Genomic DNA, 12914 nt, shown 5'->3' with positions numbered 1-12914 from the left:
GCTCAACTCTAATTACCATTGATGGCGGCGAGCAAGGCAAAAAAGCTACCAGCAAATTTGCGACACCTTAAAACGCCACTTCATTCTCAGCCTGACCCGTTTCAATCAGCTGTTTGTTATTATTCAAAGCAAATTGCACCATGTTCTTGACCGCGGTGCGGGTGTAGAACGCCACGTGTGGCGTTACCAGTACATTTTCCCGTTTCAACAGGTTCTTCAGCCGTTCATCAGGAATCGCATCAAAACTACCAAAATCGGTGTTAAAAATACCAACTTCATCCTCGTAAACGTCCAAAGCAGCCCCTGCCACCTTGCCACTGTCTAACGCTCGAATCAACGCATCCGTATCGATCAACGCTCCACGCGCAGGATTCAAGATCCAGACACCATCCTTCATCTTACTGAAGGCTTCATCGTTTAACATTCGATCATTTTCTTTGGTAGCGGGTGCGTGAAGTGAAATCACATCGGCTCGGGCGTACAGATCATCCAGTGTATCCACGTAAATCCCCTGCTTTTCTAACTCAGGGTTGTGGAAGACGTCGTACGCAATCACTTTGGCACCAAACCCCCGATAGATTTGCATGGCGGCCCGGCCGATACGACCAGTAGCCACGATACCAACCGTCATGGTATTCAACTCATCAGCAATATCCGGTGCCCAAGTCAAGTCACCTTGTGCCTGCTTGCGGTCAAAAGTTGGTGTCCGCCGTAACAAGCGCATCAACTGGGTCACCGTCAATTCCGCAATAGCTGCTGGTGAGTACGCAGGAACGTTGGTAACCTTGAAGCCATTACGTTTCACCGCATCAGCGTCAACGTTATCGACCCCCACGTTACGCAGAGATAAGTTGGTAACGCCATTAGCAGCTAATTGATCCAGGACTGCCGCAGTGTACGGCTTTTGCTGATAAACCACTGCCCCGTCATAGCCCTTAGCAAGACCAACAGTCGTTTCGTCCAATAAATCCCCGACTGCCTTGACCGTAATGCCCTGTTCTTCGGACCATTCGTCCAAGTAAGGTCGTTCGTCGTCACGGATGCCATAAGCAATAATTTTCACAGTAAGTTCCTCCTTAGATAGCTGAGTCTAGGACCCTTCTCTGTTGCACCCGCTTAGCATACCATGGTGGCTAAATAATTGCCTAGTCAAACGCTCACGCCATGAGCGGCTAAGTAAGCCAGCTTCTTTTGTCGACTTTGATGCTTGAAAGCCCACTCGGCGTGTAAGGCATCGTGTTTGGTCGTAAATTGTTCACTGTAAAGCACCTTTAAGGGGTGATGAACGCGGGTATACTTCGCCCCCTTACCTGCAACGTGCATGGCAAACCGTTTGGCCACATCTGTGGTAAAACCGCCATAGAGTGAGTTGTCCTCACAGAGCAGAACATAAAAGTAATACGCCTTATTGGTTACCATACAGCAGCGCCCCCACTTCCGGCGTATATTGGCCCCGAGCATCGTAAACCGTAATGGGTGCTGGGAACCGGACACCACCAGGATTGCCATCCTTGATAGCCTCGACTAGGACCATATTGGCCTCCTTGCCAGGTTTGGGATGAACGAGTCGAATTCGCTTGGGTGCCAGCCGATTAGCACTCATCAATTGCAATAATTGCAGTAACCGGTCCGGCCGATGAACAAAATAAGCTTTGCCATTCATCTTAAGTAGTCCGCTGGCCGTCTTTACAATGGTCGCAAGATCAGTCGTAATCTCATGCCGGGCAATGGCCAAATATTGGTTGGGATTCTTCTGACTATCCGGTAAATTCTCAAAGTAAGGCGGATTACAGGTCACAACATCGACCGAATCTTTGGGAAGCCACTGGTTAACTTCGGCTAAATCGCCTTCATAGACAGTCATCTGTTGGGCTAACCGGTTTAAGGCAATGCTCCGTCGAGCCATGTCAGCTAGCCGCGGCTGAATTTCCACCTCGGCAATCTGGCCCCGGGTCTGATGGCTCATAAATAAACCAACAGCCCCGTTCCCAGCACACAAGTCAACGGTCTGACTATCAGCCCGTACCGGAAGCTTGGCGAAGTCTGCCAACAAAACGGCATCGAGAGAAAAAGCAAACACTTCAGGACTTTGAATAATTTGGATATCTTGACTATATAGCTGGTCAATTCGTTCACCAGCTCGTAATTCAGGGGTGGACACGGAACGCTACCTTCTTTCAATTTTTACAGAGATTGCTTGCAACCCAGGCCATTTTTTTGCATACTAGATGCAATAGAGTCACTGTGAGAGGAGCAAGACACATGTTTTATTCATTTCTGCGGAACGTTATTCGCGTTATTCTGTTCATTGTGAACGGTAAGGCCAAATACCTCAACCGCGAAAAATTACCAGAAGGTCCCTACATCTTGGTGGGGCCCCACCGAACTTGGTTTGATCCCGTCTACTTTGCGTTGGCGGCTAGTCCCCGTAAGTTCGGTTTCATGGCAAAGGAAGAACTCTTTCAAAGTTCCATTTTCCGATGGGTGCTCCACCATGTCAATGGTTTTCCGGTAAATCGTGAACATCCGGGTCCTTCAGCCATTAAAACACCAGTCCGTATGCTCCGCCAAGGGGACATATCGCTGATTATCTTCCCTTCCGGCTCCCGGCATTCACAGGAGCTCAAAGCTGGGGCCGCGGTAATCGCTAAGATGGCCAAGGTCCCTCTAGTTCCAGCCGTTTATCAAGGACCATTGACCTTTAAGCGATTGTTCTCCAGAAAACGAGTTACGGTCGCATTCGGTGACCCCATTACGATTGATCGTAAGCTCAAGCTGGACGATGAGGGTCAGGCGTCAGTCGAACGGCAGATGCAAGATGCCTTTAACCAGCTCGACCAGCAAATCGATCCTAACTTCCACTATGTCGATGTGACTGGTGAGAAAAAGTCTGAACAAGAACACCCAAAACAGTAGATATTTAAAAACCGCGACAACTTCCAATTGGAAAGTGTCGCGGTTTTTTTGCAGTTTCAACCTTAACTGGTTAAAATGTGCCCCTTTGCAAATAAATCATGCATGAAGCCCACCCGTAGCCAGGCACTGGTATTCATGGTTACACAATGAGTGACGTTCCAGAGTTTGCCATGCGATTTACCACTAGACGTTAGTCAACGTGCGCCGAATTCTGTAATTGAATCATATCATAGTAGTAACCGTGCTTCGCCATCAGCTCATCGTTATTGCCCCGTTCAACAATTTTTCCTTGGTTCAGAACCAAAATCAAATCAGCGTTCTGAATCGTGGATAGTCGGTGGGCAATTGCAATGGTCGTTCGATTTTCTTGAATCCGGTCTAACCCATTTTGAATCATTGTTTCAGTTTCGGTATCGACATTGGCGGTGGCTTCATCCAGAATTAAAATCTTAGGATCAGTGACCACCGTCCGGGCAAAGGTAATTAATTGCCGTTGACCCGCAGAATACTCCGTCCCCCGTTCCAAAACGGGCGTTTCATAGCCTTTCGGTAGCTGATCAATGAAGTCATCTGCTTGGACAAACTGTGCTGCACGTTCAACCTGTTCATCCGAAATATTTGGATTAAACATTCGGATGTTAGTCTGAATGTCCCCGTAAAAGAGTTGTGGTTCCTGTAGAACCAGTCCCAATTTTGACCGTAATTCTTCAGCAGGATAGTTGCGAATATCCCGGTCATCAATTAAGACTTCACCGGCCTGAAATTCATAGAACCGCATTAGGACGTTAATAGTAGAAGTTTTCCCGGAACCCGTTTGCCCAACAAGCGCCACCGTTTGGCCGGGTTCCGCCACGAAAGAGACGTCACGAAGGACTGGGTGTTCCTGGTCATAGGCAAAGGTCACGTGACGAAATTCTACCTTACCCTTGGTGATCTTAGCACCCACCACAGGGTGTTGTTGTGGCGCAAGGGTTTGGTCGTCTAAGATCCTTAAGACTCGAGAACCAGCGACCATCCCATTTTGAAAATCACTCAGATTATCCATCATATTGCTCATAGGACTGTAAAAGTTATTCAGATAAGTAATAAATGCGTAAATTACCCCGGCAGCGACAACTTCGTGTAATCCCCGAATTCCGAACATCCCCAGGACAATTACCGTTCCCAGTGCATAAAATAAATTAATGATGGGACTCAACAGTAACGAGTTGGTCCGAATCATGTCACGTCGCGTACCGTAGTAGGCCTGGTTAGTCTTTTTAAAGTTACCAGCCGTCCGTTTCTCCTGGCGAAACTCTTGAATGACGCTGATTCCGGTGATGGCTTCTGCCAACTTGGTGTTTAGTTCACTCAACCGCTCCCGCATACGCCGGTAAACCTTTGAACTGAACCGTTGGTAGTACCAAATTGTTAGCGCCAGGAACGGAACCAGTATCAGCGTCCACAGGGCCACCTTCACGTCCGTGGCGTACATCGCGATGAAGGAGGAAATCACCGCAAACAACGCCAGCACAAGCGTATTAAACAGTGCCCAGAAATTAGAGAAAGTCATGGTATCATTCATTAGCCGCGACAGAATTGAGCCACCCGGTGTTTGATCAAAGTAGCGCATTCCCTTGCCATGAAGATCCTTGAACAACTTCCGCCGGACATTTTCTAACATGTACTCGGCGCCCATCGTACTGGTGTAATTTTGCCAGAATTGAAAGAGTGCTTTAAAAATCATTCCCATCAGGTAAAGACCAGCAAACATCCACATGATAACCACTGTGGCATTATCCGTCCGGAGGTACCGGTCCATGTAGACTTGAAGGAGCCATGGCAGAAAGACGTTAATGGCACTGATCACTGCTGACAAGACAACTGAACCGATGAAGAACCACTTGTATGGTGCAGCAAACCTGAATAATCGTTTAATGACCGTCAATTGCTCTTTGGTGGACATGCTGTGCGCCCACGCGGATTGATGTTGATTATCTGCCATCGCTAACGCCTCCCTTCACTTGCGTCTCTAATTGTTGTTGCACAAACATCCGTTGATACCAACCATGGGTCGCCATCAACTCAGCGTGAGTTCCCCGTTCAACGACGGCACCGTGGTCTAAGACCAAGATTTCATCGGCGTTCATGACGGAACTCAGCCGGTGGGCTGAAATAATGGTCGTCTTGTTGGCCCGTTCCGCCTTTAAGTTGGCCAAAATCTCGGCTTCCGTTTCAGCATCGACGGCCGACAATGCGTCGTCCAAAATCAGTAACTCGGGATTGATCAATAACGCCCGGGCGATGGCTAACCGTTGCCGTTGACCGCCGGACAGTGAGATTCCCTCTTCACCGACCTCAGTATCGTAGCCAGCGGGTAGTTTACTGATCTGGCCAGCCAAATCACTTTTCGCCGCCGCGTCCTCCACCTGTGCCTGAGTGGCATCCGGCTGAGCAAAACGAATATTTTCGAAAATATTCGAAGAGAATAGGAAGCTTTCTTGGGGCACGTACCCGATAGCTGGCAAATAACTATCCAGCGCATAGTCTTTAATGGGATGCCCGCCAAAGTCAATTTCACCAGCGTAAGTATCAAACTCCCGCAGAATCAATTTCATAATCGTTGACTTCCCAGCACCAACCCGACCAACAATTCCTAAAGTATGGCCAGCTGGCAGCTCGAAGTCAATCTGTTTCAAGCTGGCCCCAGCGTCATCGGGGTAGTCAAACCGATTTACATGATAACTGAGAGCCCCCGTAGGTCGTTGCTGTATCCCATTAGATTTATCGATGATGTGCGTCTGCTGGTCCAACAGCTCCATGACTCGGTCATAACTGGCGTTTCCCCGTTCCATCGTATTGAACAACATCCCCACGGCAAACATCGGCCAAACCATCATGGCTAGATAACTGATAAACGAGACCAGGTTCCCAATCGTAATGATTTGATGGTTCACGAAGAGACCGCCCAAAACAATAGTTGCCACGTAGGACAATGAAATCACCAGCGTAATGGCAGGATCAAATAGTGAATCTAGTCGATTGACGCGGCGATTGATCTGAATGGTACGATCAACCTGAGAGTCAAAATCAGCCACGTCGGCATCCTCCTGACCCAAGGCCTTGATGACCTTGATGCCACTAATGCTCTCTTGCGCTTTGTTGTTCAACCGGGAAAAGGCTGCTTGCGAAGCACCAAAGGCCCGATGAATCTTTTGACCCAGGTACCACGAAATCAGAGCTAAGAATGGAAATGGAACAATGGCTAGCAAGGTCAGCCGCCAGTCGATCAAGGTCATCATGGCAATCAACGTGGTCCCACCAGTGATGATGGCATCCGCAAACTGCAGAATCCCCCCACCAGCAACCCGTTGAATAGCCTCCAAGTCGTTCGTTGCGTGCGCCATGAGATCCCCGGTCCGATACTTCTGGTAAAAGACCCGGTCCATCTTCATGAAGTGGGCGAATAGCCGATCCCGCAGCAATTGCTCAAGTCGGGCAGCACCACCCCAAATGGCATTTCGCCAAATGTACCGGGTACCGTACTGGGCGAGTGCTGCGAGCGTGACCCACAGTAAATCGATCATGAGTAGCCGGCCCGTCATGGTCTGCCCGTGAATGCCGTCCACCATGTTCCCGATGATTCTGGGGGGGACAATTGCAATAATGGCCGTTAATAATAAGCCGAGCACGCCCATCAGGTAACGACGCCATTCTAGGCGAAAGTACCAGGCAAGTTTCTTAAAAATACTCACGAACATCCCTCCTTAAAAAATTAGAATATGATTAAAATATAGCACAGACTAATATAGTTTACAGATATTTTCATAAAATACAACAAAAAAGACTCACCCCGCTGGAAACGGTGATGAGTCTAAGAAGTAAAGCAGCCCTTACTTTTTGTTTGCGTTTTGCTGCATCGCATTCATCATTTGATGTAACTTACGTTGTGAAGGCTTTTGTCCCATTTGTAACATCATTGCTCGTAATTGATCTTCGTTGATCGGTGGATTCTTCTTCAAGTAGTTTTCCATGTACTTACGGGCGCCGTAGAAACCTGCGGCAGCACTGGCCAAAGCGACCACGATGAGGATTAAGATCCATATCCAAGTGTGCAAATCGATTCCCCTCCTTCTTCGAAACGTCATTCAATACATAATTTTACACAAATTTAACGCAAATTAAAAGAGCGAATCCCTAATTGGGAGTCGCTTTCCTAATTAATCGTCCCGCAGACCCTTTTTCCGTTGAACTTCTCGAACCTTTTCAGGGGTCACTTCTTCGCCTTGGTCGTTATAGACCTGCATCATTTCAACCTGGCTCTTGAAGCTTGCTCTAAACAGTTTAAGATACTGTTTACGTAACTTGGCCCGTTCTGCCGTTTCAGCAGGCGTGAGCCCTTCGCCTTTCGCTTTGTGGGCGAGTTCATTAATCCGGACTAATAAGGTGTCCATCGTTGGTTCTGCCATGAACAAACCTCCTTTATTTACTTGACCCATTGTAGCGGGTCGTACCACTTGTTTTCAAGCCATGACCTATCATATCAGGGTTATTTTCAGATTTCAACTGGTTTAACCGAACATCTGTTTGAAAATGTTCGCTACCTATGCTACACTCTAACTAAACTATAAATCGAATGACGAACGAGGTGGCAGTAAAGATGAGTAAAGCATCAGAAAGCAAACAAATGGCCGTTCTTCGTTTCATCTGGGAACGGGTCAATGAAAAAGGATATCCACCAACCGTCCGCGAAATTGGTGAAGCCGTAGCTCTCTCTTCAACCTCTACGGTCCATGGTCACATTGCCCGTCTGGAAAAGAAGGGGCTCTTGACTAAAGATCCGACGAAACCCCGGGCTTTGGAAGTCACAGCAGCTGGTTTGGAAGAACTGGGCGTTCACGAACAACAGACTAAGATTCCCGTTCTAGGAACGGTTACAGCTGGCGAGCCAATTCTGGCTGTTCAGGAAGCTACTGACTACTTCCCAGTTCCTCCAGAATTTGAAAATGATGATGATCAGTTGTTTATGTTGACGATCCGTGGCGAAAGTATGATCAACATTGGTATTTTAAATGGTGATCAAGTGATTGTTCGTCGCCAACAGTCAGCCGACAATGGCGACATTGTCATTGCCATGACTGAAGATAATGAAGCAACCTGCAAACGGTTCTTTAAAGAAGCTGATCATTTCCGGTTACAACCCGAAAATGACACAATGGCGCCAATTATCTTAAATCACGTTAGCATCTTGGGCCGAGTTGTTGGGCTTTTCCGCGACGACGTTCATTAATCTTCTGTAAAGTAAATGAGGTCGAGATAATATCTCGGCCTCATTTTTAATTTAGGCTATCAACTCAATGACGTTCTTAAATCACTTTTCCTGAATAGTGACTCTCCGGAAGCGTGGAGAAATCGTACGTGGCTAAAGAACCTGCCTCTCGTAAGTAGGCGTGTAACCCTTCGGCAATCATCAGATTCAGAATTGTATCCTTCTCATGTAAAATTACGACGGGTTTCTTGCTGTGGAAGGCATATCCAATTTCAAAAGCCGTTCCTGAGTCTACCTGGTCCCCCACAAAATCCACCAAAGCAACGACAACGTCGGCCTGGTCAATTTGATGAACATCCATTTCAAAGGTCTGTGTGGCCCATTCAGGGGTTCCCATGGTTAGCCCAGGAATCTCACTCAACCGAGGGCTGAAGACATTCGCTACGGCTGGGTTAGCTGCTAAGGCTTTTTCCACCCGTTCGATGCGGGCAATCTGTTCGTCATCAAAGAATGGTCCTGCTAAATATACGTTAGTCACACTAATCTCCTCATTTCTCTCTCGAATAGCCCTATTATACTGGAAAAGTTAACGCTTGGCGACCTATTTAAAATTAATATTCGGTTATAATTCACATTATTCGAAAAAGAAAAGATTACTCACCTTATTATTCGACTTTTCACAAATGACCAGGCAACCATTCAAACAATAATTATTTCATGCTATACTTAGCTTAAGACACGTAACTTGGGGGGATTCACCTATGATTCTTGGTTTTGTTATTTTTGGTATTTTTTTAGCAGTCATTGCTATTTTCTCAATGGCCACGGCTATCCAGCACCATGATTCACCAATTGGGGCTGCCATTGTTTTGACAATTGCTGTTGTCTTAACGGGTGTCTCGATTTGGAAGCTACCCTACTGGTCGAGTAATCACCAGTCTACGAATACGGAAAGTTCCAGTAAGAGTGCTAGCCTAGCCTCTAGCCACCCCTTCACTTCATCCAATAGTACAACCAGTCAGTCCCAAAACGAAGAGACCGTTCGAAAGCAACTCAATAAGTCATTGCATAAACTAGGACCAGTTACGTTTAATCAAAAAACTAAAACGTACGTCTTAACCATTTCGAATTCGGACCTTGTCAAAACTATCAAGGCCCTGGAGAAGGACCCCAGTCAGGCTAAGCAAGCTAAGTGGCCTAAATTTGTCAGCAACTTCACGCAAACCAGCCAGTCCTTAGAAAAAGCACTGGGTAAGGGTTACTCTCTGACCCTTGGTCTGAAAGGACAATCACCCGTGCTTGTCTTCAAAGATGGCTACGTTACCAAGAATGAATTTGAATAAATGCAAAAGGACGCCGGATTGGCGCCCTTTTATTTTTGAACTCTATATTGCCGTTGCTCATTTAAGCGGCCGGCTAAATAGTATTTGGCTGATTCCTCACCAAGTGCCAATCGCTGATCCCTACCAGTGGTATCAAGTCGTTGATTAAAGATTTCTTCATATTCAGCCACGGAAACCCGTCGCCGTTTGGCCAACAGTTGGCTAATAGCTGATTCGTCGTAACCCTGCTGATAATCAGGTTGTACTCGACCACTAAAGAATTCACCCTCCGCACCGGAACCATAGCTAAAGAACCCAATTTGCTGGCCAGCGCTTAAGTTTCCGTGCCGAAGAAGTGAAAGAAAGCTTAGGTACAAAGACCCAGTATAAAGATTCCCAACGTTGCGATTATCTTCCTGACTCGCCTCAAACGCTGCAGTCAGCTCCGCTTGATGGCCTGGCGTGGCCTCTGGCAAAATTTGCCGCAACCCCTTGCGACCCATCTTGGTAAACGGAATATGGAAAACAAACGCATCAAAATCGGCAATCTTGCGGGACGTTTGTTGTTGATAGTCCGCCCACACCGTCTTAAAGAAGTCTAAGTAAACGTTCGTTGAATACTTACCATCGACTAGGGCTTCTGTCCGATAAACCGGTCGCCAAAAATCCATCACGTCTTCGGTGTGATAACTGCTGACTGCATCGAGCGCTAGGATTTGCGGATTAGCCGTCACTAAGAATGCCACTGCACCGCCACCTTGCGTGACCTCACCGGCCGTTCGCAACCCATATCGCGCAATGTCAGCACCCACAACCAATACTTTGGCGTTGGGATGGACGCGAACATAATCCGCCGCAAGTTGTAGCCCTGCCGTGGCACCATAGCAGGCTTGTTTAATTTCCACCGCCCGGGTCGTTTGTGGCAAATCCAAGAGGTGCGCTAAATAAACGGCAGTCGCCTTGGAATTATCGATACCGGATTCAGTTCCAAACAATACCATGGCAATATCTGATTTAATTGCCGGTGTCATAAACTGACTAGCAGCGTTTGCGGCCATCGTCACAACGTCCTGGGTTGGTGGGATCACTGCCTGTTTGGACTGACCAATCCCAATCAAGTATTTATTAGGATCATCATGCCGAGCGTGGGCTAAATCAGTCATATCCAGATACATTCCTGGCGTATAAAATCCTATTTTATCAATACCAACCGTCACCGTCATGTTGTACTTCCTCCTTGAGGCTAAATCCTCACTAATTAATGAAACTACTGTACCATTTTATGACTAGTGAGAGCAAATTTGAGACAATTGCTATATACAACAGTACTGAATCAAATTGCCATCTTTTGACTATTTGCTGACAAATTGTATATCACAACTCTCCTTCTTTGAGCTGCCTCAAGATAGTTTTAAGCTTTTCTTGTTCTGCTGCACTCACAACCGGATAACTTGGATCTAACTCACGCAACCGTTCAACTAAAATATTGGAAACAATTAGTCGGGCCACTGCCTTGTCATCAGCCGGAATTAGGTACCAAGGTTGCTTCTTGGTAGACGTATGTTCCAGCATCTTGGTATAGGCAATTTGATAGTCCTGCCAAAACGTTCGCTCGGTCATATCACTTGGCGAGAACTTCCAATTTTTGCTAGGAATTTCGATTCGTCGTTCAAACCGCTTGGTCTGTTCCTCCTTAGATAGATGGAGAAAGAATTTAATCGTCACAAACCCTTGGTGACGCAAATACTTTTCGTAATTGCGCAAGTCACCATATCGTTTTGCAAAGAACCGGTCATCAACATCCGCTAATTTTGTAATTCCTGGGAGATTCTGACCCAGAATGATTTCCGGATGAACCCGACTAATTAGGACATCTTCATATTGCGAGCGGTTAAATACCCGAATTTCTCCTCGCCTTGGCAATTCCTGATTTATTCGCCACAGGAAATCATGATCCAATTGAAGATGGGTCGGTTGCTTAAAACTCACTACACTAGTTCCCGCGGGATTTAATCCGCTAAACACGTGTCGAATAAGACCGTCCTTACCAGCCGTATCCATCCCCTGTAAAATAATGATGACCCCTGCCTGTTGTTGGGAGTAAAGCCGACTTTGTAGGTCACTCAACGCGGCTACGTTAGCCTCTATAGCGTTGTTGATGACGCTGGTCTCAGGAACGCGACTAGCCTTAGTTGCCAGCTGAGAGAGGTCCACCGACCGCTCTCCCGTATACCGATAACTATTTTCCGTACTCATACGCATCATCTCCTATTGCCCTTTACTGTAGCACGCATTAAGAAAAATGACTGTTGAAATCACCCGGAATTGTTTCCGGCCTTAATTTATCGAGTAAAACCGTCGCGTTCTTTCATTGAGCTTGCTATACTAAAGACGTAACAATAATGGAGTCAACGAAAAGGGGCATTCATTTATGAAAAAGTTTACCGCTTATTTTGTTCGTCACGGTCAAACCATGCTGAATCATTACAATAAGGTTCAAGGTTGGGTTGACTCACCACTGACTGAAAAGGGCCGCGCGGATGCGGTTCGTGCGGGGAAACAACTCAGCAACATCAAACTCGCAGCTGCCTACAGCAGTGATTCGGGTCGGACCATTGAGACATCTCGGATAGCCTTACGGCAAAACCAAGACAACGTCAACCTCGTTTCCTACCAGTACCCTGAATTTCGGGAACAATGCTTTGGCTATTTCGAAGGTAATGACGGCAATCAGATGTGGCAATTCGTCGGTGCCCAGGTCAACTTGACCTCCGAATCCGATATCCTAGGTAAGTACGGGCTTGAACGGGCCCGGGACCTGATTCGGAAGGCTGACCTGTACGAAGACGCTGAAGACGACGCTATGTTCTGGAAACGACTTGACCGTGGCTTTGATAAGCTCCGTGCCAACACCAAAGACGGCGAATCAGTCTTAGTGGTCTCTCACGGAATGACAATTCGTTCAATCGTTGATCGATACGCACCAGAATTGGATGAAGGTATTCCGACTATTAACGGGAGTATCACTAAACTTGAAATCACAGATGATGACGTCCACGTTGACTTCTTCAATCGGATTGATTTCCAGTCCTAATCTAAGGAGGTATTCGTATGAAGAACATTCATCGCTCCCGTTCAAACCAAGTATTTGCAGGAGTTATTGGCGGCTTAGCTGAACATTTCGATTGGAACGTCGGTGTTGCTCGGTTACTTTTTGTCGTTTTAACCATCACACCAGTATTTCCCGGCTTAATTGTCTATTTAATTCTCTGGATGATCATGGGAGACCCCGTTTAAATATCGCTGCGCTAATTATTTTTTTATGATTAGCGCTTTTTTTATAGAACTTAGTTGACGGCAGACCCCGCTTCTTCTACAATTTAGAGTAACAACTTGTTAGATACTGAGCAATTGTGAGTTGTTCTAAA

At 46.8% G+C, this 12914-nt stretch carries 15 protein-coding genes; 5 read left to right on the top strand and 10 right to left on the bottom strand.

Annotated features, from left to right (window positions below; genetic code table 11):
• Positions 1–67 precede the first annotated feature (67 nt).
• The 3 genes from AB3Y94_RS01725 to AB3Y94_RS01715 all read right to left on the bottom strand — a co-directional run bounded on the left by AB3Y94_RS01725 (position 68) and on the right by AB3Y94_RS01715 (position 2161).
• Positions 68–1063 carry a D-2-hydroxyacid dehydrogenase gene (locus AB3Y94_RS01725; RefSeq protein WP_367294859.1) on the bottom strand — a complete coding sequence of 332 codons (996 nt, stop codon included), beginning with the start codon at positions 1061–1063 and terminating at the stop codon, positions 68–70.
• Positions 1064–1149: 86 nt separating this feature from the next.
• Positions 1150–1419, bottom strand: coding sequence for a GIY-YIG nuclease family protein (locus AB3Y94_RS01720; protein WP_367294858.1), 270 nt, complete (start codon positions 1417–1419; stop codon positions 1150–1152).
• Complete coding sequence (locus AB3Y94_RS01715) at positions 1406–2161, bottom strand: tRNA1(Val) (adenine(37)-N6)-methyltransferase (protein ID WP_367294857.1); 756 nt, start codon at positions 2159–2161, stop codon at positions 1406–1408. Before AB3Y94_RS01715 ends, AB3Y94_RS01720 begins: the two co-directional genes overlap by 14 nt.
• A gap of 101 nt (positions 2162–2262) precedes the next feature.
• Between AB3Y94_RS01715 and AB3Y94_RS01710 the strand changes: the two genes are divergently transcribed.
• The gene (locus tag AB3Y94_RS01710) at positions 2263–2916 is read left to right on the top strand and encodes a lysophospholipid acyltransferase family protein (protein ID WP_367294856.1); all 654 of its coding nucleotides are present in this window, start codon (positions 2263–2265) and stop codon (positions 2914–2916) included.
• Between the two features lie 190 nt (positions 2917–3106).
• Here the strand turns inward: AB3Y94_RS01710 and AB3Y94_RS01705 are convergent, their stop codons facing one another.
• The 4 genes from AB3Y94_RS01705 to AB3Y94_RS01690 form a co-directional block, all read right to left on the bottom strand.
• Positions 3107–4900 (bottom strand): ABC transporter ATP-binding protein, encoded by a 1794-nt coding sequence (locus AB3Y94_RS01705; RefSeq protein WP_367294855.1) that lies wholly within the window; start codon positions 4898–4900, stop codon positions 3107–3109.
• The gene (locus AB3Y94_RS01700; protein ID WP_367294854.1) at positions 4890–6650 is read right to left on the bottom strand and encodes an ABC transporter ATP-binding protein; all 1761 of its coding nucleotides are present in this window, start codon (positions 6648–6650) and stop codon (positions 4890–4892) included. The genes AB3Y94_RS01705 and AB3Y94_RS01700 overlap by 11 nt, the downstream gene beginning before the upstream one ends.
• A 138-nt stretch (positions 6651–6788) precedes the next feature.
• Positions 6789–7013 carry a YneF family protein gene (locus AB3Y94_RS01695; protein ID WP_125681063.1) on the bottom strand — a complete coding sequence of 75 codons (225 nt, stop codon included), beginning with the start codon at positions 7011–7013 and terminating at the stop codon, positions 6789–6791.
• A gap of 102 nt (positions 7014–7115) precedes the next feature.
• Positions 7116–7364 carry a DUF896 domain-containing protein gene (locus AB3Y94_RS01690; RefSeq protein WP_125681061.1) on the bottom strand — a complete coding sequence of 83 codons (249 nt, stop codon included), beginning with the start codon at positions 7362–7364 and terminating at the stop codon, positions 7116–7118.
• A gap of 191 nt (positions 7365–7555) precedes the next feature.
• Here AB3Y94_RS01690 and lexA point away from each other — a divergent pair, with 191 nt between their 5' ends.
• A complete protein-coding gene (gene lexA / locus AB3Y94_RS01685) occupies positions 7556–8185 on the top strand; it encodes a transcriptional repressor LexA (protein ID WP_125681059.1) in 630 nt (209 codons plus the stop codon).
• Positions 8186–8261: 76 nt separating this feature from the next.
• Here the strand turns inward: lexA and AB3Y94_RS01680 are convergent, their stop codons facing one another.
• Positions 8262–8702: a nucleoside 2-deoxyribosyltransferase gene (locus AB3Y94_RS01680; protein ID WP_367294853.1), complete on the bottom strand. Its 441-nt coding sequence runs from the start codon at positions 8700–8702 to the stop codon at positions 8262–8264.
• 223 nt (positions 8703–8925) lie between these two features.
• On the opposite strand from AB3Y94_RS01680, the gene AB3Y94_RS01675 reads away from it, so the two are divergent.
• The gene (locus AB3Y94_RS01675) at positions 8926–9507 is read left to right on the top strand and encodes a hypothetical protein (protein WP_367294852.1); all 582 of its coding nucleotides are present in this window, start codon (positions 8926–8928) and stop codon (positions 9505–9507) included.
• 29 nt (positions 9508–9536) lie between these two features.
• Here the strand turns inward: AB3Y94_RS01675 and AB3Y94_RS01670 are convergent, their stop codons facing one another.
• The gene (locus tag AB3Y94_RS01670; protein ID WP_367294851.1) at positions 9537–10709 is read right to left on the bottom strand and encodes a hydroxymethylglutaryl-CoA synthase; all 1173 of its coding nucleotides are present in this window, start codon (positions 10707–10709) and stop codon (positions 9537–9539) included.
• Between the two features lie 151 nt (positions 10710–10860).
• On the bottom strand, positions 10861–11742 hold the full coding sequence (locus AB3Y94_RS01665; RefSeq protein WP_367294850.1) for a PPK2 family polyphosphate kinase: 882 nt from the start codon (positions 11740–11742) through the stop codon (positions 10861–10863).
• Between the two features lie 175 nt (positions 11743–11917).
• Between AB3Y94_RS01665 and AB3Y94_RS01660 the strand changes: the two genes are divergently transcribed.
• Positions 11918–12580, top strand: coding sequence for a histidine phosphatase family protein (locus AB3Y94_RS01660; protein WP_367294849.1), 663 nt, complete (start codon positions 11918–11920; stop codon positions 12578–12580).
• Between the two features lie 17 nt (positions 12581–12597).
• Complete coding sequence (locus AB3Y94_RS01655; protein WP_367294848.1) at positions 12598–12783, top strand: PspC domain-containing protein; 186 nt, start codon at positions 12598–12600, stop codon at positions 12781–12783.
• Positions 12784–12914: the final 131 nt, after the last annotated feature.

Origin of the sequence: Levilactobacillus yonginensis (assembly GCF_964065165.1) — a bacterium.
GTDB lineage: Bacteria > Bacillota > Bacilli > Lactobacillales > Lactobacillaceae > Levilactobacillus > Levilactobacillus yonginensis_A.
This window is presented reverse-complemented; position numbering and strand designations above follow the sequence as displayed.

What these genes read in the sequence shown, in the direction of transcription:
- AB3Y94_RS01705 (WP_367294855.1), bottom strand. Translation starts at nt 4,900, where the DNA reads ATGGCAGATAATCAACATCAATCCGCGTGGGCGCACAGCATGTCCACC.
- AB3Y94_RS01690 (WP_125681061.1), bottom strand. Translation starts at nt 7,364, where the DNA reads ATGGCAGAACCAACGATGGACACCTTATTAGTCCGGATTAATGAACTC.
- AB3Y94_RS01675 (WP_367294852.1), top strand. Translation starts at nt 8,926, where the DNA reads ATGATTCTTGGTTTTGTTATTTTTGGTATTTTTTTAGCAGTCATTGCT.
- AB3Y94_RS01720 (WP_367294858.1), bottom strand. Translation starts at nt 1,419, where the DNA reads ATGGTAACCAATAAGGCGTATTACTTTTATGTTCTGCTCTGTGAGGAC.
- AB3Y94_RS01670 (WP_367294851.1), bottom strand. Translation starts at nt 10,709, where the DNA reads ATGACGGTGACGGTTGGTATTGATAAAATAGGATTTTATACGCCAGGA.
- AB3Y94_RS01665 (WP_367294850.1), bottom strand. Translation starts at nt 11,742, where the DNA reads ATGAGTACGGAAAATAGTTATCGGTATACGGGAGAGCGGTCGGTGGAC.
- AB3Y94_RS01655 (WP_367294848.1), top strand. Translation starts at nt 12,598, where the DNA reads ATGAAGAACATTCATCGCTCCCGTTCAAACCAAGTATTTGCAGGAGTT.
- AB3Y94_RS01710 (WP_367294856.1), top strand. Translation starts at nt 2,263, where the DNA reads ATGTTTTATTCATTTCTGCGGAACGTTATTCGCGTTATTCTGTTCATT.
- lexA (WP_125681059.1), top strand. Translation starts at nt 7,556, where the DNA reads ATGAGTAAAGCATCAGAAAGCAAACAAATGGCCGTTCTTCGTTTCATC.
- AB3Y94_RS01660 (WP_367294849.1), top strand. Translation starts at nt 11,918, where the DNA reads ATGAAAAAGTTTACCGCTTATTTTGTTCGTCACGGTCAAACCATGCTG.